Source organism: Streptomyces sp. NPDC048496 (genome assembly GCF_043200055.1).
GTDB lineage: Bacteria > Actinomycetota > Actinomycetes > Streptomycetales > Streptomycetaceae > Streptomyces.
The window spans coordinates 1-19,966 of the sequence record NZ_JBICXB010000058.1 but is presented as its reverse complement, the minus strand read 5'-3'; the positions used below and the strand labels follow the sequence as shown (position 1 = coordinate 19,966).

Sequence of the window (19,966 nt, the reverse complement as noted above, 5' to 3'; positions counted from 1 at the left end):
CTTGACCGCATTCGACAGGCAGGACCTGATGATCCTCACCGGACCGGAGATCGCCCGGCAGCACGCCGCTGGCCGGATCCGCATCGACCCCTTCGACGAGAGGCAGCTCAACCCGAACAGCTACAACTTCCGCCTCGGCCCGCTCCTGAAGACGTACACCGGCGACGTGCTGGACGTCGCCCGCCCCAACGAGGTGGAGGAGAGCGTCCTGCCCGAGGAGGGGCTGGTGCTGGAGCCCGACCGGATCTACCTCGGCCACACCGTGGAGACCATGGGCAGCGAGCACTTCGTGCCGATCATCCGGGCCCGCTCGTCCGTCGCCCGGCTCGGCCTGTTCGTCCACGTCACCGCCGACCTGATCGACATCGGCTCGGTCAACCAGTGGACGCTGCAACTGCACGCCGTCCAGCCCGTACGCGTTTACCCGGGCCTGCTCATCGGCCAGGTCACCTTCTGGGAGACCAGCGGCGAGATCGCCCTGTACGAGGGCAAGTACCAGGGCTCGCGTGGGCCGGCCGAGTCGCAGATCCACCGCGACTTCCCTCTGCCCGCCCAGGTGCCGGCGTGAGCGCCCCGGAGTGCGGCGACGAGATCAGCCAGCGGCTGGTGGCCGCCGCGTACGAGACGATCGCGGCCCGGTACGTCGTGGAGCGGCACCAGATCGGCGCGGCGCTGCTGGACGCCGATGGCGCCGTTCACTTCGGGCTGCACCTGGATGCCATGGTCGGCCGGGCCGCCGTGTGCGCGGAGGCCGGAGCCCTGTCCGCGGCCCGGCTGGCCACGAGCGCGCCGCTGGTCGCCGTCGCCGCCGTGCGCTACCCGAAGCCGACCGAGACGGCTCCCGCGCGGATCGTGCCTCCCTGCGGGCTGTGCCGTGAGCTCCTGCTCGACTACGCGCCCGGCCTGGCTGTCGTGGTCACCGGCACCGACGGGGCAGGCCGCCTTGTCTCCCTGGCCGGGCTGCTGCCGCACAAGTACGTCGGCACCAAGTGGGGCGCCCCCGCCCCCGCCTTGGCCGAACACACCCGAACCGCACTGTGAGAGGTGAAACCCCCGTGGACTTCCGTACCCCGGACCTGGACCAGCTGGCCGAGCAGGTCATCCCCCAGACGCACTTCGAGCTGTCCGCCGCCGACGCCCGCGACAAGTTCTTCACCACCGGCTGGATGCTGGAGGAGAAGCAGCTGGTCCACAACCGCTACCGCACCAACCCGCGCTCGATGCTCGACCACATGCTGGAGAACCTCGCCCTGTCCGGCGCCGAGGAACTCCTCGACCTCGGGTGCGGCAACGGCTTCATCCTGGAACACCTGCGCCCGCACCTGGCCGCCGGCCACATCGTCGGCTTCGACATCGCCCCCGGCGTCCTTGAGGCCGCGCGCGAGCGGATTGAGGGGACCGTCACCCCGTGCGAGTGGGTGGAGGGCAGCGCCGATGACCTCTCCCGGTTCGCAGACGACTCCTTCGACCGGGTCATGGCGAACTACATGATGCATTACGTCCCCGACATCGACCGCTGCCTGGCCGAGACACGGCGGGTGCTGCGGCCCGGCGGCCGGTTCATGCTCACCACCGACCGCCCCGACTCGATGGTGGAGATGTACGAGGTGCACTTCACCGCGCTGAAGCAGATGGGCGCCCCCGAGCGGCTGTTCAAGGCCACCCCGAAGGCGAGGATCTCGCTGGAGAACGGGCACGAGCAGCTCGCCCCGCACTTCGCGGGCGTGGAACTGCGCACCTGGCAGGACCAGCTCCAGTTCGCCTCACCGGAGCCGTTCCTGCGCTTCTACCACGCGCACAACTACTGCTGCGCGGCCTCCGACGCCGCCGCGGACGAGCTGGGCCAGACGTTCTTCGCCGAGCTGCGCGAGCGGGTCCGCGCGCAGGTGCAGGAGGTCATCGACACCCGCGGCTACTTCGCGGTCACCAAGTTCACCGGCTCCTTCATCTGCCGCTGACCCCCCGGGGGGAATCTCATGGGATCCATCGACAACCGGCTCGCCGCCCTGGCGGGCAGCCACGTCTTCCTCACCGGCGGCGCCGGGCTGATCGGCCGCCAGGTCCGCGCCCAGCTCCTTGAAGCGGGGGCGAGCGTGAGCGTGCTGGACAACCTCAGCGCCGCCGACCGCGACACCTACGCCCTGTGCGGGGTCAACCTCGACAGCCCGGACCTCGCCGTCGGCAGCGTCCACGACACACGCCTGGTAGCCGAGCACATCGCCCGCGCCGACTACGTCGTCCACGCCGCCGCGCACTCCACCGTCGCCGGCTGCCTGGCCGACCCGGACACCGCGTTCGCCTCGAACATCGCCGGGACCGAGACCGTCCTGCGGGCCGCCGCCCGGTCCCCGCGGCTGAAGCGGCTGGTGTTCCTCTCCTCCGCCCAGGTCTACGGTCACGGCAGCGCCAGCCGGACCCACGAGCAGGTGTTCACCGAGGACGCCCCCGCCCAGCCGTTGAACCTGTACGCCTCCGCGAAGCTGTGGGGCGAGGCCCAGACCCGCTTCCTGCTGAACCACGCGGGCGTCGACTACACCGTGCTGCGGCCGTTCAGCGTCTACGGGCCGGGGCAGATCCCCAAGCCGAAGGCGTTCAACTGGGCTATCGCTCAGCTGTCGATGTACGCGGCGATCGGCGACCCGCTGCCGCTCAACCACGGTGGCCGCCAGGTCCGCGACTTCCTCCACGTCACCGACGCCGCCACCGGCATCCTCCATGCCCTGACCGCCCCCGCGGCCTCCCGGCAGACCCTCAACCTCGGCGCCGGCCGGACGACCTCCATCCGGCAGGTCGCCGAGATGATCCAGGGCCACTTCCCGCACGCCAAGATCACCGATGGCGCAAGCAGTGCCCAGGACCCGCTGGGCGGGCGGGCCGACATCACGGCCATGGCCGAAGCCCTCGGCTGGGAGCCGAAGATGACGGTCGCCGACGGCATCGCCGACTTCGTGACCTGGCTGCACGACACCCCCGCCGCCATCCCCGGCTGGCTGCGCGAGGAGGGCGGCGCCCAGCGCCTGGCCGCCTGGCGGGCCGTCGACGACACGGCCAGGGCGGCCCGGTCGTGACCCGCCCCCTGCGGGCCGCGGTCATCGGCCTGGGCTGGGCCGGCGGCGTGCACTGCCGGGTGCTGCGCGAGCTCGACGGCGTGGAGCTGGTGGCCGTCGCCGACACCGACCCCCGCCGCCGGGACACCATGGGCGGCGTCCCGGCCGTGGCGGGCATCGAAGAGCTGGTGGCGTACGGGCTGGACTACTGCGTGGTGGCCACCCCCACCTCCACCCACGAAGAGATCGGCCTGGCCCTGGCCGGCGCCGGGATCCACGCGCTGGTCGAGAAGCCGCTCGCTGCCTCCCTGCCCGCCGCGCTGAGCCTGGCCGACTGCTTCGAGAAGGCCGCTCTGATCGGCTCGGTCGGGCACACCGAGCGCCGCAACACCGCCGTGGCCGAACTCGCCGTACGCTTGGCCGCCGGCGAGTTCGGCGAGGTCTACCAGGTCGCCACCCGCCGCCAGGGCCCCTTCCCCGCCCGTATCACCGACGTCGGCGTCATCCAGGACCTTGCCATCCACGACGTCGACCTCACCGCCCGCCTCACCGGCCGGCCCGTCGTCCAGGTCACCGCCCACGCCCGGCAGGTCAGCGGCCAGCGGCACGAGGACCTGGCCACCGCCGTGTGCGCGCTCGAAGGCGGCCTGCTGGCCACCCACCAGGTCAACCGGATCTCCCCGCTCAAGGAGCGCCTGGTCCTGGTCCACACCGAACGCGGATGCCTGGTCGCCGACGCACTCGCCTTCACCCTCACCCACCACACCAACGCCAGCCCCGCCCCCGCCCCCGGCGGCTTCCCCGGCGTTACCACCGGCCCGGCCAAGACGTGGCAGACACCGCGGCGGGAGCCGTTCGTCATCGAGCACGAGGCGATGCGCGACGCCGTACGCGGCCTGCCCGCCGACATCGTCACCCTGCGCGAAGGCGCGGCCGCCGTCGCCGTCACCGAGGCGATGCTCACCTCCGCCCGCACCGGCCAGCCCGTCCGGCCCGCCCTCGCCCCGGCCCCGCCGCTATCCCGTAGCCGCCCCCTCTTCCTCAGGAGCCCCTTGATGCTCACCGTGGACAGCGTCGTGCAGTTCTTCCCACGCGGCGGATCGGCGTACGTCGTGCGATACGTCGCCGCCCAGATGGCCACCCGCGACGTGGTACCGCGCATTCTGTGCGGCACCCTCGGCGGCCCCGGCGACCTCGGCCACGCCGCCTCCTTCTACACCGGCCTGCCGGTGGCCGCCATGGACTACAACCCGGCCGCGGCCGCCTACGAGCGGGGCGAGCCCTCCATGGACGGACAGCCCGTCCCCTTCCACCCCTCTTACGAGGACCGCGGACCGACCGCCCCGGACCGCATGTTCACCGCCGTCGCCCCCCAGACCATCACCCACGTCACCGACGCCTGGGCCCGCCACCTGACCGCCCACCGCAGCAAGCGGACCGACCTGGTCCACCTCCACCACCTCAGCCACGTGCAGCAGGCCGCCGCCATCGCCTACCCCGGCGTCCCGAAGATGACCACGCTGCACGGCACCGACCTCAAGCTCCTCGACCAGGCCCAGAAGATCACCGCGCTGGCCCGCGCCCTCGGCCAGCCGCTCGACCGCCTCGCCCAGCTCCCCGCCCCGGGCGAGTCCGGGCGCGAGGCCGCCCTCGCCGACCTCGCCCGCAAGGCAGCCCTGTCCGAGCAGCAGACGGCGCTACTGGCCGGCACCGACTGGCGGCTGTGGCCGCACACGGAGGACTGGCTCGCCGGGATCCGCCGCAGCCTGCCGCTCGCGGGCCGGATCGTCGCCGTCTCCGACAGCGACCGCGACGAGATCCACCGCCTCCTCGGCGTCCCTGAGGAGGAGATCACCGTGGTCCCCAACGGCGTCGACACCGCGCGGTTCGTCCCGCAGCAGCTCAGCGACGCCGAGAAGCTGGCCCACCTGCGGCGCTGGCTCGTCGACGACCCGCGCGGCTGGCTTCCCGACGGCCGGCCGGGCAGCATCCGCTACACCGAGGCTGACCTGGCCCGCCTGACCACCGCCGACGGCCGTCTGCGCCCGATCGTGCTGTGGGTGGGCCGCTACCAGCACGTCAAGCGGATCGGACTCCTGATGGAGGCCTTCGCCGCCGCCCGTACGAAGACCGCGACCGCGCCGGTCCTGCTGATGTGGGGCGGCGTCCCCGGCGAGTGCGAGGGCGAGCACCCCTGGGACACCGCCCGCCGCCTGGGCGTCGAGGACGACGTCTACTTCCTCGGCTACCGCGGCCACGACGAACTCCCCGACGGGCTGAACTGCGCGGACCTCATGGCGGCCCCGTCGGTGTGGGAGTCCTTCGGCATGGTCTACATCGAGGCCGCCGCCTGCGGCACCCCGCCCGTCGCCGCGGCGATCGGCGGCCCCCTCGGCATCCTCACCACCGACGGGCCCGACGCCAACGGCTGGATGGCCCGCCCCGACGACGCCGCCGACCTCGCCGACCTCCTCGTCGAAGCCCTCGACAACCCCGCCGAACGCGCCCGCCGGGCCGCCAACGCCACCGCGCACGCCCACCGCAACTACAGCTGGACCAGCATCGCCGACACCTACCAAGCGCTCTACCGGCACACCACCGGCGCGTAGCCGCCCAGGGGCCAGGGGATGGACGTGAAGCAGCCGGGCTGCAACCGGCAAGCCGGTAGCATCGCGCAGATGAAACTCGGCGTGGTGATCCTCACCATGGGCAACCGCCCGGCGGAACTCGGCAAACTCCTGGACTCCGTCTTCGCCCAGCGCGGGGAGCCGATGCGCATCGTCGTCGTCGGCAACGGCTCCCCGCTGCCCGCCCTCCCCGACGGCGTCGAGCCGCTGGAGCTGGCCGACAACGAAGGCGTCTCCGGCGGCCGCAACGCAGGCCTCGCCGCCCTGCGCGCGCACGGCGACGTCGACGTGGTGATGTACCTGGACGACGACGGGCTGCTGCCCGATCCGGGCACCGCCGAGCGCGTCCGCGAGCTGTTCGCCACCTCCCCGACCCTGGGCATCGTCTCCTTCCGCATCGCGGATGAGACCGGTGTGACCCAGCGCCGCCACGTTCCCCGCCTGCGGGCGAAGGATCCGCTGCGCGCCGGGGAGGTCACTACCTTCCTCGGCGGCGGCAACGCCGTACGGATGGCGGTCGTCGACCAGACCGGAGACTGGCCGGCGCCGTTCTTCTACGCCCACGAGGAGACCGACGTCGCCTGGCGGGCTCTGGACGCCGGTTGGCGCATCGAGTACCGGCCCGAACTCGTCCTCCAGCACCCGCGTACCTCACCGACCCGGCACGCCGTCTACTACCGGATGGTCGCCCGCAACCGAGTGTGGCTCGCCCGCCGCCACCTGCCCGCCCCGCTCGTCCCGCTCTACCTCGGTGCCTGGACCGTGATCACCCTGCTCCGCCGGCCGCCCGTGTCGGGCGTGCGGGCCTGGGTGGGCGGCTTCGCCGAGGGCTGGCGCACCCCGTGCCCGCCGCGGCAGCCGATGCGCTGGCGCACCGTGTGGACGATGACCCGCCTCGGCCGCCCGCCCATCATCTGACACCGGCCCGCAGGCGGGGCTCAGCCCAGCAGGGCCAGCAGCCGTACGGCCTGCCGCTCCACGGTGCCAGCGGGATTGCGGGCATGGCCCGGCCGGCCGGGCAGCAGCATGACCAGCCACAGCAGCGCGAGCAGGCGCCGCAGCTCGGTCAGCCGGACGACTTCCTCCACGCCCAGGGGGAAATGGCCGAGCAGCGCGGCCACGTCCAGGGTGCTGTCCACCCAGCCGGAAGGGTGCTCGGCGAGCTCGGCGAGCTCGAAGGCGCGGTCGCTGCGGCCCGAGTCCTCAAAATCGACCATCCGCACCCGTGTTCCGTCGAACAGGTAGTTCGCGAGATTCCCGTCCGTCAGGCCGAACACCGGCACCGGCTCGGCCTTGACCAGATCATCCAGAGGAGCCGCCTCCAGCCACCGCCGGCCCTCCGCGAACGCCCGCTCCACCGCCGGGTCCGGGCCGAACCGCTGCTGCTGCCCGCACCAGTCCCGCGCCTTGTCCACGGCCTTGATCACGTTCCACGCGCCCTCAGGCACCGTCTCCAAGACCTGGCGGGGAACCGCGGTGTGCAAGGTGGCCAGGGACTCGGCCAGGGCTTGGGCCGTCCCCCCGGTGACCGTGGTGCCCCGCAGCGGCGCGCCGTCCAGGCGCGCCATCACGACGGTCGGCGGATCACCGTCAAGGTCTGACTTCAACGGCTGCGGGGCCAGCCCGGGCGCGTACTGGGCGAGCAAGGTCAGGGCGCGCCACTCGCGTACCGGCTCCCCACGGGCCGACGACCGGAACCGTTTGATCACAGCATCGGGAAGCACCTCGACCCCATGGGTGCTGCTCTGTACTACCGCTGCTGCCCCATGAGGCTCCGCCAGGGGCGCCTCGATCGGTTGGTCCGCCACCACTTCATGCTACCGAGGTCACTCCTGGCTCACCTGCCCCGCTGCGGCTGCGGCACGTTCACCGAGGTGCGTTGCGCCGGGCGGCCGGGTCGCGCTCGGCGACGTGCCGGGCGACGGAGTCGACGCCGGGGCGGGCGTACCGCTCCAGGGAGCGGACGGAGGCGTGCCGGGAACGCGCGAGCAGCATCGGGGTGGAGGTGCCGCCCTCGGCGTCGTGCGTGAGCGCGGAGTGCCGCAGCCGGTGCAGGGTCCAGCCGTCCAGGTCCTCGATGTCCTCGGGCGAGGCCAGCGGGTTGGCCAGCAGCCGGGTGTTCTCCTCGAAGATCTCCTCGGCCCGCCGGTAGGAGAGCCGGGCCCGCCCGGTATCGGGGCACACATCCAGCGTCGGTGTGCCGGCGGGGGCCTTGCGGCCGGTCAGGAACAGCGGGCCGCGGGTGCGCCGCGCGATCAGGCGGGGCAGCAGCTGGGCGGTGCCGGACTGCCAGTGAATCCACTCGGTCGCCCCGCCCTTGCCGGTGATCTTCCCGCGCTTGTCGCCGGGCAGCAGGTCTTCCACGTTCAGGCACAGCACCTCATCCGCCCGGGCCGCCGATTCGTAGAGCATCTTCCAGCAGGTCTTCTCGCGCAGGGCGACGTCCAGGCGCCACAGGGCGGCGATCTGGTTCTCAGCGAGGGCCTTGGTGCGGTCCGGCGGTGCCGGGCGCCGCTCGATGCCGATCGTCGGATCGCAGTCGATCCAGCCCTGGCGCTGCCACCAGCCGATCGCCTTGCGCGCGATGGACAGTTCCCGGTTGACGGTGTCTGCGTCCATCTCGTCCGCGCGGGCCGCCGCCAGCTCGGCAAGCACTTCCGGCAGCGCCGGGTCGTCGATCGCGGCGACGGGGAAGACGGGCGGCTTCGCGCCCCGGCGGGCGGGCCCGGTCGGCGCGGGCTCGCCGGCGAACATCCATCCCCACGTCATCAGCGAGATCCGGTAGATCCGCGCGGAGGACTTCGCGATGCCCGCGCCGGTGAGGTACCGCTCGACCGCAGTCATATAAGTCGCCGGAGGGGCGGACAGGGGCACCACTCGGGCGCGCGGCAACCTGAGCGCGCCCCCGACCCCGATTTCGGTCACTGGTTCGATCGCCATGCCCGCCCCGCCCTCCCGGCACTGCCGCAGTAAATGCGTACACCTCACCCCGGCGGCCGGAACGCCCCGCCGCAGGTCGCGAAGATCACGCTAGAGGCTCCGCCGCAGTAAATCCGGCATTTACTGCGGCGGACTCCGTAAAGGCGTGGAGAGTGTTACGTGTCATTTGACGAGGGGCGCGCAGGCGGCAATGATGCGGAGGAATCTGCACGCCATTACGAGGGGGATGCCATGACCAAGATCCGGACGCTTGATGGATTCATCGACGCTCCGCTCAGCACCATCGAAGGACTCGTCGAGGCTCTGCGCCGAAACGAGGAGCAACAGGAGAGCCTGCGCGGGCTGCACGCCGAGTTCACCCGCCAGATCGTCCGCAAGGCCGGCGGAGTCCAGCAGGCCGCGAAGATCCTTGGCATCGACCCCAAGACAGTCCGCGCCCATGAGCGGGCCGCCGGAGTCGTCATGGTCGTCTACCGCGGCCGCCACACCACCAAGATCGACGGGGACGGCCGCGTCTACGGCGAGGTGGGCCAGGGCGAGGACAGCGACGGCCAGCTCGAAGCCGACCGCAAGTGGTTCAAGATCTCCCCCGGCCACCAGGGGACCCTGCTCGCCGTCGTCTACATCTCCGACGGCACCGTGGTCCGCGTCCGCGAAGTCCACAACGGCCCGTGGGAATGGGACCAGGACGGCGAGAAAGCCGCCCTGCCACTGGGCGCCCCGCTCACCACCGCCGAACTCGCCGAGCGGTTCCCCACCCTGCCCTTCACCCTCGGCGGTGAACACCCCATGGTCCGCGGCAAGATCCGCGAATACATCTCGCTGTAGAACCGGGCGGATGAAGCCGTCAGCCTGAGGGGAGGAGCCCGTTCTCCCCGACGGCATCGGCCGCGGTGCGCAGGAACGCCTTGTACGCGTCCTGCGCGCGGTCCTGGAGAACACCGAGGTCGGGCGCCTCGGGGTCCAGCCCCTCCTCCGCCAGGAGCTCGATGTATCCCGGCAGCGGTGGACTGAGAGGACCGGTATCCAGCCCCTGCCCCTTGAGGGCCTCGATGGCGCGGCGGGTCGCGCCGCTGAGAAGGGTGAACCTCTCCGTCACCTTGAGCGCGGCATCGGCCACCGGGCGGGTCGCGTCCAGGGAGAGGACGACACGGATCTTCTGGACCTCGTTCTGCCGGTACTTCAGCGCCTGGTCCCACCGCTTGTGCGCCTTCTCGATCCACTCCTCGCGCCGGTCCGGAAACCGCTCGATGCGACCGAGGGGTATCAGCGTGGTGGACAGCAGGTCCAGGTACCGCTCGTGCGTCTCGGCGAAGGCGAGGTAGGTGGCTCGTCGCGACTCCCGCAGGGCCCGCATGCTCTCGGCCCTGATCTGGTGGCGGGCTGTGTTGCGGCTCAGGAGGGCCGCGGCAAGGCCGGTCGCTCCGGTGCCGAGGGCTCCGACCGTGGCGCCGAGAACGGCGGCAAGTCCTGCGTCCATCGCGCCACTGTGACGGCTGCCGCCCAAGCTGCGCGAGACGATGATCAGCCATCTGTCCGGCGACGGCCAGATCACCCGCATCCCTGCGCCCTTCGGGCCCGATCCCGGCGATCCGCTGACCACGTACGGCCTCGTGCGCGAGGATCTTCCTCCGGAAGCCCGCGGAGAAGGAGACGTACGTGGACAAGGGCAAGAGGATCACCGGCCAGGCACGCGAGACGCTCGCCGCCGAGCTCAAGACCGCCTACGGGAGCGGCGCTTCCATCCGCACCCTCGCCGCAAGCACCGGGCGTTCGTACGGGTTCATCCACCGCATCCTCACCGAAACCGGCGTCACCCTGCGCGGACGCGGCGGAGCCGCCCGCCCTGGCCCCGGCGCCTGAGCTGGGCCACTCAGCGCAGCCCCGCGTCACACCGGACGGCAAATCTGCTGGTCATCGCCCTCCTGGCCGCGCCATGATGTCCGGAACAACCGTACGAAAGGACCGCATCATGGCCCTCCCCGTCCTCACCGACGTCCAGCGCGCAGACGCGCTGAAGAAGGCGGCCGCGGTCCGCCGCGAGCGCGGCGAACTGCTGGCACAGCTCAAGGCCGGAGAGCTGCCGTTGACGGCCCTTCTGGAGCGTGAGGACTCGGTGGTCGGCAAGGTCCGCGTACGCCGCCTCCTCGAATCGCTCCCCGGTATCGGATCGGTCCGCGCCGGCCAGCTGCTCGCCGACCTCGGCATCTCCGAGAGCCGCCGCGTCCAAGGACTCGGCCCCGCCCAGCGCGCCCGTCTCCTCGCCCAGTTCCCGCGCCAAAACTGACTCGGCAGGGCCTCGGCAGTCAACCGCCGGGGTCCTTGGCCGTTCAGGATCCACTCCGCGGGGCGCCAGGCTCTACGCTGTCGGCCGTGGCAGATATCAGGAACACGGCGGCCTTCAAGGCACTGGCCGCACAGACCGAGGCCGAACTCCTCACGCGCGGGCTGGACGTTGTCCCCGTGGCGGTGCACAACGTGCTCGCCCACGCGGTCGCGACCGTGGCGGACCGCCTGGACATCCAGCCTCGCTCGGCCCTGCGCTACATCGAGCCCTCCACGATCGCCGACCAGATCGCCAAGGCCGGCGACCCGGCCGCTGAGGGCGCGCAAGGCGTCCACGGCGTACGGCCCGTCCGCATCGACGAGCGCACCGTTCCCATGCCCCGCTGGGTGTGCACGCGCCCGCTGATGGCCCTCGCCCAAGCCGTCAAGTACGCCGCCAACAACGACGACTCCCGCACCGTGCAGCACGCCGCCGACCTCATCTTCGAACTCGGCCTGGTCATCGGCGACGACCCCGACAGCGACGATGTGCAGATCCCCGTCGGCGTCCTCGACGAGACCGCGGACACCCTGGAGCACGTCGCCAGCCACATCGAGACGAGCGGCTGGAGCCTGTGCCCGTGCGGCGAAGACCACGGCCAGGACCAGGTCGACGCCAAGGTCCCCGAAAGGCTCCGCAGCGACGCCGAACTCGCCCGCAAGATGCGGGCCAGGGCCGACGGCTGACGCCCTCTACGCTCCGGGGCCCCGCCCAAGCAGCGCCGCCAGACCCAGCTCCGCATCCGAGGCAGCCATCACGGTATTGATCGTCCCCTTCGCCAGCTCATCGGCGAGCTCCAGCACCTTCTCGTTCAGCTCCCGCAGCTCGGCCAGCTGATCATTCAGGCTCTTCAGCTTCGCTCGTCGCGAGGGGCTGAGATCCGGAAGCCGGCCCCACTCCTCCGCCTGCTCCTCGAACAACGTCAGGTCGGCAGCCTGCTCGGTGTAGACCCGCTTCACCCGCGCCACGTCGGTGTCGGCCAGGACGTGCGGCTTCGTACGGGCCTCCTCCAATGCGTCGGCGTTCTCCTTCACATCGGCCAGCCACCGACGGGCGTGCTCGACGAAGAACTCCAGCTTGCTGATGGGGTGCCAGATCCGCTCGGGCATCGCGCCGACCCTCTCGTACGACAACAGACCCGGCGACCGTACCCGCGAGCGGCAACTCCCCGCCGGTCATCCGTACAGAGCCCCACGATCGTGCACCTGACGTGCTAGGCGTCCAAGATCAAGTGCTTAGCGCTAATGGCTGTACCGATGGTCCCCAAGGCCGGAACTGAAGGCGTGCCACGCCTTCCTCGACCCCGGGGACACCCTCGTCGTCCCGAGCCTGGACCGCTACGGACGCAGCCTCCAGGACCTCATCAACATGGTCGCCGAACTACGCGAGCGCGGGATCGGCTTCACCTCGCTGCACGAGAACCTGGACACCACCACCCCCGGCGGCCGGCTCGTCTTCCACGTCTTCGCCGCGCTCGCCGAGTTCATCCGCGAACTCATCGTCATCGGCACCCACGAGGGCCTGGCCGCCGCCCGCGAGCGCGGCCGGGTCGGCGGGCGCCCGAGCGTCGCCACCGAGGAAGTCATCCGCGCCGCACGCGATCTACTGCCCGACCCCGGCCGCTCGGTCACCTCGATCGCCAAGCTGCTGGGCGTCTCCCCGGGCACCCTCTACAACCACATCCCGGACCTGCGCGAGCTGCGCGCTGGCGCCGTGCCTCGTCAGCTCGAAGCGCCGACGAGGTAGGCCAACTCCAGCAAGATCAATCTCAGCGGCACTTTCTGTACCGCAACTACTCACACCCGGAGTCCGCGTAGCGCATCGCGGTCTTCTCATCGAGCCCGAACACCTCGGCGAGGTGGAGCGGATCGGGCCCATGGGTCAGTGCTTCTTCGAGCTGCCGGTCGACGCGGAGCCGCTCCAGTGTGGCGCCCTGCCCGCGCATCGAGGCGCTGATCCAGTAATTGCTGGCGCGGCTGGTCTTGGTAGCGGTCTGGTTGTTGATCAGCAGGTGGAGGTTCGCGGTGTTCGGCCACCGGTTTCGCCGGTGCTCCAGCCAGTCCAGCAGCAGTTTCACGGTGAGGTCGTCGAGCGGGCGGACGTGTCCGGCGATGGTCAGCCGTCGGTTGCCGAGGTCGACGTCGTCGAGCATGAGCGTGCCGATCTGGGCGACCCTGGCGGCGTGCACCGCGGCGAGGGCGAGAATGAGTCGCGTTGCCGGGGTGGTGGCCGCCGCGACGGACCGGTCGACCTGGGCGGGGACGAGCGGTTGAAGCACGCCGTATTGGTACTGACCGACCTTGATCCGGCTGGTGGGGTTGCGGAAGATCAGCCCGTTCCGTTTGGCCCAGGTGAACAGCGAACGCAGGGCGACCAGTTGGTCGTGACGCTGGTGGCCGTGCAGCGTCTTGATGTAGGCGAGCACATCGTCGCGGGTTACTTCCCGCAGGTGGTCGTAGCGGTCCGACCACTCCAGCAGTGCCGGGCGGACCCGGTTGAGGTAGAGCCAGACCGTGCCTTGCTGCCGGGGCAGGCTGCGGGGGCCGCCGGTGCGCAGAACCCGGGTCCAGCGCCCGGCCTCCGCCCCGATGCCGGGCGCGAGCCCTTCCAGACGGTCGGCGAGCCAGCGCTCGAAGGAGGGCTCGCTGTCGTCCAGGAAGACCCCCATCTCCTACAAGACTGTGACGGTATGTCCGACCGGGAGGTCGCGGGCCCGGAGCGGGGTGAAGATCTCGCTGTGCCGGATGACGTCTCCCTCGACGTACCCGGTGAGGACGAGGGCCAGGCCGCGGTTGACGGCGAAGCGGATGTTGCGCCCCCAGCCCCGTGCCTCGCCGAGCCGGTGGGCGAGGTACTTCGCCCAGGCCAGCCAGGGGCTGGCCAGGTCGACGTCGGCCGGGTCGAGACGGCCGTAGTCGCGCGGGACCTGTCCGAACAGCGGCAGCTGTCTCCAGTCGGCATTCGGCCGCCAGGCCGGCGCGGGCGGCGGCTTGCGACAGGCGCCCACCGTCCGCCGCGCCGCCGAGGGGCGCGTGCCGATCCGTTGCGGTGGTGCATGCCCATGAAGAACAGCTGATGGTGCCGGACCGCGTTGAGGCGGGCGCTCACGTTGGCCTCGGCGGCCAGCCGGCCGACAGTGGCCTGGGCGCCCAGCCGGGCCTGGCACCAGCACACACGGCAGTAGTCCCACTTCAGCAGCTGGATGCGGCGGCAGCCTGCGCAGACGGCCGTCGCGTGGCTGCGGCCGAACATGTAGCAGGCAGGGCAGAGTCGTCCGCTGAAGTCGCCCCAGGCCAGGCAGCCGTCGCAGGAGTCGGTGGGCTTGCGGTAGCCCTTCGGATACCGGCTCATGCAGGCGGCAGCGACCGACCGTCGCGACGCTTGGGCACCACCGCCGGAACCGGTGCGGCGGCGCCGACAGCGGTCTGGGTGATGTTCTCCTCGCCGGGGCGGGTGACCTTCTGCGGTTCCGGGATCAGCAGGTCGCGGATCCCGCAGCCGAGCACGACGCAGATGACGTCCAGGTCGTCCAGTTTGAGGGAGACCGGCTGGCCGGACCACAGTCCGGACATCTTCCCGGCCGAGATCACCAGGCCGTGCTCGGCCAGGCTCCGCTGGAGCTCGGACGCCTTCCAGATACCCTTGTTCGCGGCGGTCAGCCGCAGGTTCCACCTCATCGGGCCAGTCCTTCCAGCCGCTTCGCGGCCCGTTCCATCCCGGCGACCCAGGCGTCCTCAACCCGGGTCTGCTGCACGTGGATATACCGCATCGTGGTGGCGATCCAGGAATGCCCCAAAACCTCCTGGATTGCGAGCAAGTCCAGCCCATTCCCATAGAGTTGGGACGCGCAGAAATGCCGCAGGATGTGCGGCGTCAACTTGTCCGTCCAGCCCGGTAGATGAGCCTCGACAGCGTTGTCGAGACCGTTGCGCAAGGCGTCGTCGCCGACCCGGCGGGCGGAACCGTCGGCGTTCTTCCGCTCGCTCGGGAACAGCGGGGCGCCGGGCCGGGTGTGATCGTCGTCGAACTGGCCCCACACGTCCTCGATGAACCATCGCAGCGTCTGGTCGGCACCGTTGATCAGCGGCACCATGCGCTCGCGCGGCCCCGAGCCGCGGGCGCCCTTGCCGTGGCGGACGTGGAGCTTACCGAAGCGGCCCAGGTCCCACTTGATGTCGTCCAGGTCGAGGCCGCATGCCTCGCTCACCCGCAGGCCGACCTGGGACATCAGCTTCGAGGCAGTGTAGTTCCGGGCGGTCGGGGCGAACTTCCTGCAGGTCGCCAGCGCGCCGCCCCAGCCCGTGAACAGCGTCCCGATCTCCGGCTCACTCGGCGGGATCCGCAACTGGGCGTCCTTGGCCCCGCGCGGCCGGTTCATCTCGTCGATAGGGCACTCGACCACCCGGCCGGTCATCCGGTGGATCTCGACCTTGTGCCGCAGCTCCAGGAACATGAAGTACGTGCTCAGCGCCTGTGACCGGCCCAGCCGAGTGCCGCTGGGCGAGCGCCGCAGCACCTTCCCGAAGTACACGTCCGCGTCGGCGGGCTCCATGTCCCACAACGGTCGGCCGAACCAGGACCTGATCTGATCCAGGTGCCCGACGTCCCCGCGGATGGTGCCGTCCGCCAGCCCTGCCGAGGCCCGTGCGAGAACGAACCCGGACAGTACGTCGGTCTCGAACCGTTCCAGTTCCTCCGCCGACGCGGGCGCCCAGTGCTCACGCAGGTCCCGTACGACTGCCAGCGCCGCCAACCCGAGCCTCCTCGCCTTCGGCCCGACTGCGGATCGGTCGGACGAGGTGAGAACGCTTCAAGAATCCCGAAGTTACGTCACAGAGCGGCAGAGCACCCGAAGGAGAAAGAACCCCCTGGCCACGAGGCTGGGGCCTCAACAGGGCTCAGGGGAACTCACGGGATGTCGCACACAAGGTCGAGGCGTACAACGGCTTCTCCGAGTGGGTGCGCTTCGGCAACCGCGGCGTCATCACCGACAACGACCCGGTCGAGCAGGAGAAGGCGGTCAAGTTCAACGCCCTGCTCAGCAACTGCCTGATCTTCCACAACACCCTGGACATCGCCCAGGCGGTGCGCGAGCTGCAGGCCGAGGGCTGGAAGGTAGAGCCCGAGGACCTGGAGGAGGTCTCGCCCTACCTGACCGAGAAGATCAGGCGGTTCGGCGAGTACTCCACCCACGAGCTCGACCTGGCGCCGGAGGCGTACGAGCCGCACCTGGACGTCGACTTCACCGTGCTCGGCGACGATGAGGCAGCAGTCGCCTGAGTGAGGCGGTGGACTGTCCGTCCGCTGCCTCACTCAGGCGATCTCACGCGCCTACGAGGCCAGCTCGCGCAGGACGGCCGAGGCGAGTGCCGCGTCGAGTGCGCCGACTCCCGTGAGGTCGGCGACCGTGATCGCACCCTCCGGCTGCTCGACGGGCTTTTCGAGCAGGAGGCCGACGGGCGTGTCGCTGGTGTCGGTGGTGGACCCGGCTCGCACGGCGTGGCCGAAGTCGCCGTGGTCCAGGCACTGCTGGTGGTCGTCGGTTGCGATCAGCGCCGCGCGGGCGAAGAGCGCCGGCGGCAGTTCGTTCTTGTGCGGCATGTCGGTGCCGATGCCGGTGACGTGCGCGCCCGCGCGGACGTCACCGGCCCGCAGGACCGGAGCCGTGGCCGGTGTGGTGGTGATGACCATGTCGGCTGCGGCTGCCTCGTCGGCCGAGGCGGGCCGGGCGTGAAGCCCGAGGGTGTCGAACGCCTCGCACAACGACCTGGACTTGTCCTCGCTGCGGCCGTGGACGAGCACCGTGTCGATCGGACGGAGCCGGGCCAGCCATTCGACCTGGAGGCGGGCCTGTTCTCCGGTGCCGAACACGGCCAGGGTGGCGGCGTCGGGCCGGGCCATGACGTGGGTTGCCAGCGCGCCGGCTGCTGCGGTGCGCCAGGCAGTGAGCAGGCCCTGGTCATCGAGGATCGCGCGGATCTGGCCGGTCTGGGCGCTGACGACACAGACCAGGCCGTGGTTGGCGGGCAGGCCGGCGGCGGGGTTGCGGTAGAAGCCGGTGGCGATCTTGACGGTGAAGTCGGGCGTGTCGGTGACCCAGCCGACCTTGACGTGGCAGTCGCCGTCGGCGTCGGGGAACTGCAGGTGCAGCGGTGGCGGCACGGTGGTGCGGCCGTGGGCGTGGGCGATCAGCGCGTCGCGGACGGCGGTGAAGACCAGCTCCGGGGTGGTGACGCGCTTGATCGCGGCGGTGTCGAAGACGGGCGGGGTCATCGGTTCGCTCGCAGCCACTGGGCGAAGGCGGCCAGGCCCTCTTCGGGGTTGGCGCGGCCGACGCCGATGCGGAAGCGGTCGGTGGGGGTGGGGGTGAGCTCGGAGCGGTAGATGCTGGCGGGCAGCAGCAGGACGCCGGCCTCCTCGACCAGGCGGGTGCAGAACTCCTCCACGCCGTCCGGGCCGAGGTAGCGGGGGTAGGCCACGCAGCCGCCGTCCGGGGCCCGCCACTCGAAGAGGTCGGGGTGCTCGGCGAAGAAGGCGTCGAAGAGCGGCAGGTTCGCCGCGATGAGTGCCCGGTTGCGGTCCAGGATCGCGGCGCGTGCCTTGAGCGCGATGCGGGCCAGGACCTCGCTGGGCGCGGAGTTGCAGATCGTGGTGTAGTGCTTGGCCCGCTCCAGACGGGACAGCAGCTCGCGGTCGCGGCAGGTGATCCAGCCGATCCGCAGGCCCGGCAGGCCCAGCGACTTGGAGGTGACGTTCAGCGACAGGGCGCGCTCGGACAGGTCGGCGGCCTGCGGCAGGGTGAGGGCCGCATCCCGTTCCAAGCCGCGGTAGACCTCGTCGCTGAACAGGTGGATGCCACGCTCGTCGCACAGCCGCGCCAGCTCGGTGAAGTCGGCGGTGCTGATGACCTTGCCGGTGGGGTTGTTCGGGAAGTTCACCGAGACAACCCGGGTGTTGGGGCGGATCGCCGCCTTCACCTGGTCGAGGTCCAGGGCCCAGTCGCGGTCGGGGTCCAGGGCGACGCCGGTGACCTCGCACAGGGCGAGCGGCACGGTCTCGGCCGCCTGGTAGTTCGGGGTCACCACCACCGCGTGGTCGCCCGCGCCCAGCAGCACGTTCATCGACAGGTAGAGGGCCTCCTCGGCACCGGCGAAGCAGATCACGTCGGCCGCGTCCGCCCGCTCGTACAGCCCGGCGATCGTCTCGCGCAGGGCCGGGTCGCCGTAGGTCTCGGTGTAGCCCAGCGACAGGTTGTCGAACGCGGCGCGGTCCTGGTCGTCGGCCAGGGCGAGCAGCTCGCCAAGGGTCATGGTCTGTACGTCGGAGGCGGTCAGGTGGTGGCGCGCGGTGAACTCCCACCGGGAGAAGTAGGTTTCCAGGCGGAAGTCGGGCAGGCGGGTCATGGTGTCTGGTCCTTGGTGCTGGGGGTTCGGAGTTCGGCCAGCAGGCCGTAGAGGGTGGATCGGGAGACCCGCAGGGCGGCGGCGACGACGGGGGTGGCGCGGCGCACGGCGAAGACCTTGGCCTCCTCCAGGCGGGCGAGGACGGCCAGGCGGTCGGCGCGGGTCATCCGCTCGATGGGGCGGCCACACTCGCGCACGTACGCGCCGACGATGTGCTGGACGCGCTCGTTCCAGTCCTGCTCGAACAGTGGCTCCGGCCGGGGCGTCGTCGGGGCGCCGAACGCGGACAGCACGGCCGCGGCCTGCTCCAGCGGCGTGCGGTCGAGATTGACGCACAGCACCGCGGCGGCCTTCCCGTCCGGCTCACGCAGGACGGCGCTGACCGACGACAGCCGCCGGCCGTCCGCGAGCAGCTTCTCGTACGGTCCGAACACGTCCCGCGCGGACGGGTCCAGCGCGTCCAGCTCGCCCAGCAACGAACGGTCCCCTGGGCCACGGGAGCCCATCGGATTCCAGATCGCCAGGATCCGGTCGGTGTCAGGGTCGTGCAGCACCACCTCGGCATACGGGCCGAGCAGCAGCGCGACGGCCTGGCCCACGGGCGCCCACATCCGGACCCGATGATCTGTGCTCTCTTCGGCAGCCTCCATGCTCTGGACTATACGTCCACATTGGACTAAGAGTCCAGAACTACTCTCACAAACGACCGTTTCTGCGAATCCCCCCGGAGTCGGCGGAACTGGGAGGCGGGCGCCTCGTTGGGCAGGGCGTGACCGACTCCCCCCGGCCCGCGCGAGCGGCATCGAGGCGTACTTCGACGGCGCCGACATCGGCCCCGACTGCGAGTTCGACGCCGGCTGGGTTGCCGCCTGCCGCCGCGAGGTCGAGCGGATGCGGATGCTGGAGTGGGAGTTGACGGGGGTGCACCCCAGCAACGTCGACCCCGACCAGGACTGCGGCCGTCCCCGGCCGGCGGCGGCCGGGGGGCTTCAGGACAGGGCTGGTTCCAGGTCCTCCTGGTTGCAGCCGCAGGTGAACGGCCCGCAGCGGCTGCTGAGGAACATCCGGTCGGCCAGGGGCAGGTCGCCGGTCTGGTCGGCGAGGACTTCGCCGGCGCCGTCCACCCGCGCGAAGGGCGCGTCGTGGGCCGCGTTGCAGCTGCTGCAGCGCGCGTTGAAGAAGTAGGACAGCTCGCCGTGCCGTTCGGCCGGGGCCACCGGGTAGCGGACCCCGCCGTCGTGGAGCTGGACGGTCCAACCGGTGGTGCAGGTGCAGGACATGGCGGCATCGTCGCGCCACCGGCGGGCCGACAGGTCGGGGACACCGGGGTGTTCACTCGCACGTGTCGCCCGCGGCCTTCCACTGATGGCGCTCTTTGAAATCGGCCACCCCCCGCTCGGGAGTCACCCCATACCTGCTCGATGGATCTCCCCAGCCATGGCACCTGACCTACCGCCGGGCGCCACAAGGGAGAGGCCGCCATGGGCAGCCGGTTCCCCGGGGGGAGGGGGCTGTCCAGGGTGGCCTAAGAGCCTGTCGGGTGGCCGGTTGATTACGCTGCGATGAGGTCCTCGATGGTCTTGGTTCGGGCGGTCTTGCGGTGGGATTCATGGCTCCACCGTG

Annotated in this window: 23 protein-coding genes and 1 pseudogene; 12 read left to right on the top strand and 12 right to left on the bottom strand. The window is 71.1% G+C overall.

Annotation, left to right across the window (positions count from 1 at the left end; translation table 11 throughout):
• Nucleotide 1 precedes the first annotated feature (1 nt).
• From dcd to ACGFSA_RS31055, 6 genes are all read left to right on the top strand, one after another.
• Nucleotides 2-568: a dCTP deaminase gene (dcd, locus tag ACGFSA_RS31080; RefSeq protein WP_393309374.1), complete on the top strand. Its 567-nt coding sequence runs from the start codon at nt 2-4 to the stop codon at nt 566-568.
• Nucleotides 565-1,041 carry a hypothetical protein gene (locus ACGFSA_RS31075; RefSeq protein ID WP_393309373.1) on the top strand — a complete coding sequence of 159 codons (477 nt, stop codon included), beginning with the start codon at nt 565-567 and terminating at the stop codon, nt 1,039-1,041. The genes dcd and ACGFSA_RS31075 overlap by 4 nt, the downstream gene beginning before the upstream one ends.
• A 14-nt stretch (nt 1,042-1,055) precedes the next feature.
• Nucleotides 1,056-1,958 (top strand): class I SAM-dependent methyltransferase, encoded by a 903-nt coding sequence (locus tag ACGFSA_RS31070; RefSeq protein ID WP_393309372.1) that lies wholly within the window; start codon nt 1,056-1,058, stop codon nt 1,956-1,958.
• Between the two features lie 18 nt (nt 1,959-1,976).
• Nucleotides 1,977-3,068 carry an NAD-dependent epimerase/dehydratase family protein gene (locus tag ACGFSA_RS31065; protein ID WP_393309371.1) on the top strand — a complete coding sequence of 364 codons (1,092 nt, stop codon included), beginning with the start codon at nt 1,977-1,979 and terminating at the stop codon, nt 3,066-3,068.
• Complete coding sequence (locus ACGFSA_RS31060) at nt 3,065-5,656, top strand: glycosyltransferase (RefSeq protein WP_393309370.1); 2,592 nt, start codon at nt 3,065-3,067, stop codon at nt 5,654-5,656. Before ACGFSA_RS31065 ends, ACGFSA_RS31060 begins: the two co-directional genes overlap by 4 nt.
• 69 nt (nt 5,657-5,725) lie before the next feature.
• Nucleotides 5,726-6,592, top strand: coding sequence for a glycosyltransferase family 2 protein (locus ACGFSA_RS31055; protein ID WP_393309369.1), 867 nt, complete (start codon nt 5,726-5,728; stop codon nt 6,590-6,592).
• Nucleotides 6,593-6,612: 20 nt separating this feature from the next.
• Here ACGFSA_RS31055 and ACGFSA_RS31050 read toward each other — a convergent pair whose 3' ends face one another.
• Together ACGFSA_RS31050 and ACGFSA_RS31045 are read right to left on the bottom strand one after the other, a co-directional pair.
• Entirely contained in the window at nt 6,613-7,482 is an 870-nt protein-coding gene (locus ACGFSA_RS31050; RefSeq protein ID WP_393309368.1) for a phosphotransferase family protein, read from the bottom strand.
• Between the two features lie 58 nt (nt 7,483-7,540).
• On the bottom strand, nt 7,541-8,518 hold the full coding sequence (locus tag ACGFSA_RS31045) for a tyrosine-type recombinase/integrase (RefSeq protein ID WP_393309367.1): 978 nt from the start codon (nt 8,516-8,518) through the stop codon (nt 7,541-7,543).
• Between the two features lie 327 nt (nt 8,519-8,845).
• Here ACGFSA_RS31045 and ACGFSA_RS31040 point away from each other — a divergent pair, with 327 nt between their 5' ends.
• The gene (locus ACGFSA_RS31040; RefSeq protein WP_393309366.1) at nt 8,846-9,442 is read left to right on the top strand and encodes a hypothetical protein; all 597 of its coding nucleotides are present in this window, start codon (nt 8,846-8,848) and stop codon (nt 9,440-9,442) included.
• A gap of 19 nt (nt 9,443-9,461) precedes the next feature.
• Here the strand turns inward: ACGFSA_RS31040 and ACGFSA_RS31035 are convergent, their stop codons facing one another.
• A complete protein-coding gene (locus ACGFSA_RS31035) occupies nt 9,462-10,094 on the bottom strand; it encodes a hypothetical protein (protein WP_393309365.1) in 633 nt (210 codons plus the stop codon).
• A 179-nt stretch (nt 10,095-10,273) separates the two neighbouring features.
• On the opposite strand from ACGFSA_RS31035, the gene ACGFSA_RS31030 reads away from it, so the two are divergent.
• The 3 genes from ACGFSA_RS31030 to ACGFSA_RS31020 all read left to right on the top strand — a co-directional run bounded on the left by ACGFSA_RS31030 (nt 10,274) and on the right by ACGFSA_RS31020 (nt 11,626).
• Nucleotides 10,274-10,477 (top strand): helix-turn-helix domain-containing protein, encoded by a 204-nt coding sequence (locus ACGFSA_RS31030; RefSeq protein WP_393309364.1) that lies wholly within the window; start codon nt 10,274-10,276, stop codon nt 10,475-10,477.
• A 109-nt stretch (nt 10,478-10,586) separates the two neighbouring features.
• Nucleotides 10,587-10,901 (top strand): integration host factor, actinobacterial type, encoded by a 315-nt coding sequence (gene mihF, locus ACGFSA_RS31025; protein ID WP_393309363.1) that lies wholly within the window; start codon nt 10,587-10,589, stop codon nt 10,899-10,901.
• A gap of 86 nt (nt 10,902-10,987) precedes the next feature.
• Nucleotides 10,988-11,626: a hypothetical protein gene (locus tag ACGFSA_RS31020; protein ID WP_393309362.1), complete on the top strand. Its 639-nt coding sequence runs from the start codon at nt 10,988-10,990 to the stop codon at nt 11,624-11,626.
• Nucleotides 11,627-11,632: 6 nt separating this feature from the next.
• Here ACGFSA_RS31020 and ACGFSA_RS31015 read toward each other — a convergent pair whose 3' ends face one another.
• Nucleotides 11,633-12,073 carry a hypothetical protein gene (locus ACGFSA_RS31015; protein WP_393309361.1) on the bottom strand — a complete coding sequence of 147 codons (441 nt, stop codon included), beginning with the start codon at nt 12,071-12,073 and terminating at the stop codon, nt 11,633-11,635.
• A 115-nt stretch (nt 12,074-12,188) separates the two neighbouring features.
• On the opposite strand from ACGFSA_RS31015, the gene ACGFSA_RS31010 reads away from it, so the two are divergent.
• On the top strand, nt 12,189-12,686 hold the full coding sequence (locus tag ACGFSA_RS31010; protein WP_393309383.1) for a recombinase family protein: 498 nt from the start codon (nt 12,189-12,191) through the stop codon (nt 12,684-12,686).
• A gap of 46 nt (nt 12,687-12,732) precedes the next feature.
• Here the strand turns inward: ACGFSA_RS31010 and ACGFSA_RS31005 are convergent, their stop codons facing one another.
• The 4 genes from ACGFSA_RS31005 to ACGFSA_RS30990 all read right to left on the bottom strand — a co-directional run bounded on the left by ACGFSA_RS31005 (nt 12,733) and on the right by ACGFSA_RS30990 (nt 15,693).
• Nucleotides 12,733-13,608 carry a hypothetical protein gene (locus tag ACGFSA_RS31005; RefSeq protein WP_393309360.1) on the bottom strand — a complete coding sequence of 292 codons (876 nt, stop codon included), beginning with the start codon at nt 13,606-13,608 and terminating at the stop codon, nt 12,733-12,735.
• 3 nt (nt 13,609-13,611) lie between these two features.
• Complete coding sequence (locus ACGFSA_RS31000) at nt 13,612-13,947, bottom strand: hypothetical protein (protein WP_393309359.1); 336 nt, start codon at nt 13,945-13,947, stop codon at nt 13,612-13,614.
• A gap of 340 nt (nt 13,948-14,287) precedes the next feature.
• A complete protein-coding gene (locus ACGFSA_RS30995; RefSeq protein WP_393309358.1) occupies nt 14,288-14,617 on the bottom strand; it encodes a helix-turn-helix domain-containing protein in 330 nt (109 codons plus the stop codon).
• Nucleotides 14,614-15,693 (bottom strand): tyrosine-type recombinase/integrase, encoded by a 1,080-nt coding sequence (locus ACGFSA_RS30990; RefSeq protein WP_393309357.1) that lies wholly within the window; start codon nt 15,691-15,693, stop codon nt 14,614-14,616. Before ACGFSA_RS30990 ends, ACGFSA_RS30995 begins: the two co-directional genes overlap by 4 nt.
• Before the next feature lie 185 nt (nt 15,694-15,878).
• On the opposite strand from ACGFSA_RS30990, the pseudogene ACGFSA_RS30985 reads away from it, so the two are divergent.
• Nucleotides 15,879-16,220 (top strand): annotated as a pseudogene (locus ACGFSA_RS30985) (Tn3 family transposase); the annotation flags it as partial.
• A 51-nt stretch (nt 16,221-16,271) separates the two neighbouring features.
• Here ACGFSA_RS30985 and ACGFSA_RS30980 read toward each other — a convergent pair.
• The 4 genes from ACGFSA_RS30980 to ACGFSA_RS30965 all read right to left on the bottom strand — a co-directional run bounded on the left by ACGFSA_RS30980 (nt 16,272) and on the right by ACGFSA_RS30965 (nt 19,623).
• Entirely contained in the window at nt 16,272-17,213 is a 942-nt protein-coding gene (locus ACGFSA_RS30980; protein ID WP_393309356.1) for an ornithine cyclodeaminase family protein, read from the bottom strand.
• Complete coding sequence (locus tag ACGFSA_RS30975) at nt 17,210-18,343, bottom strand: aminotransferase class I/II-fold pyridoxal phosphate-dependent enzyme (protein ID WP_393309355.1); 1,134 nt, start codon at nt 18,341-18,343, stop codon at nt 17,210-17,212. Before ACGFSA_RS30975 ends, ACGFSA_RS30980 begins: the two co-directional genes overlap by 4 nt.
• Nucleotides 18,340-18,993, bottom strand: a complete 654-nt coding sequence (locus ACGFSA_RS30970) for a transcriptional regulator (protein ID WP_393309354.1) — start codon at nt 18,991-18,993, stop codon at nt 18,340-18,342. Before ACGFSA_RS30970 ends, ACGFSA_RS30975 begins: the two co-directional genes overlap by 4 nt.
• Nucleotides 18,994-19,332: 339 nt before the next feature.
• Complete coding sequence (locus ACGFSA_RS30965; RefSeq protein ID WP_393309353.1) at nt 19,333-19,623, bottom strand: hypothetical protein; 291 nt, start codon at nt 19,621-19,623, stop codon at nt 19,333-19,335.
• Nucleotides 19,624-19,966: the final 343 nt, after the last annotated feature.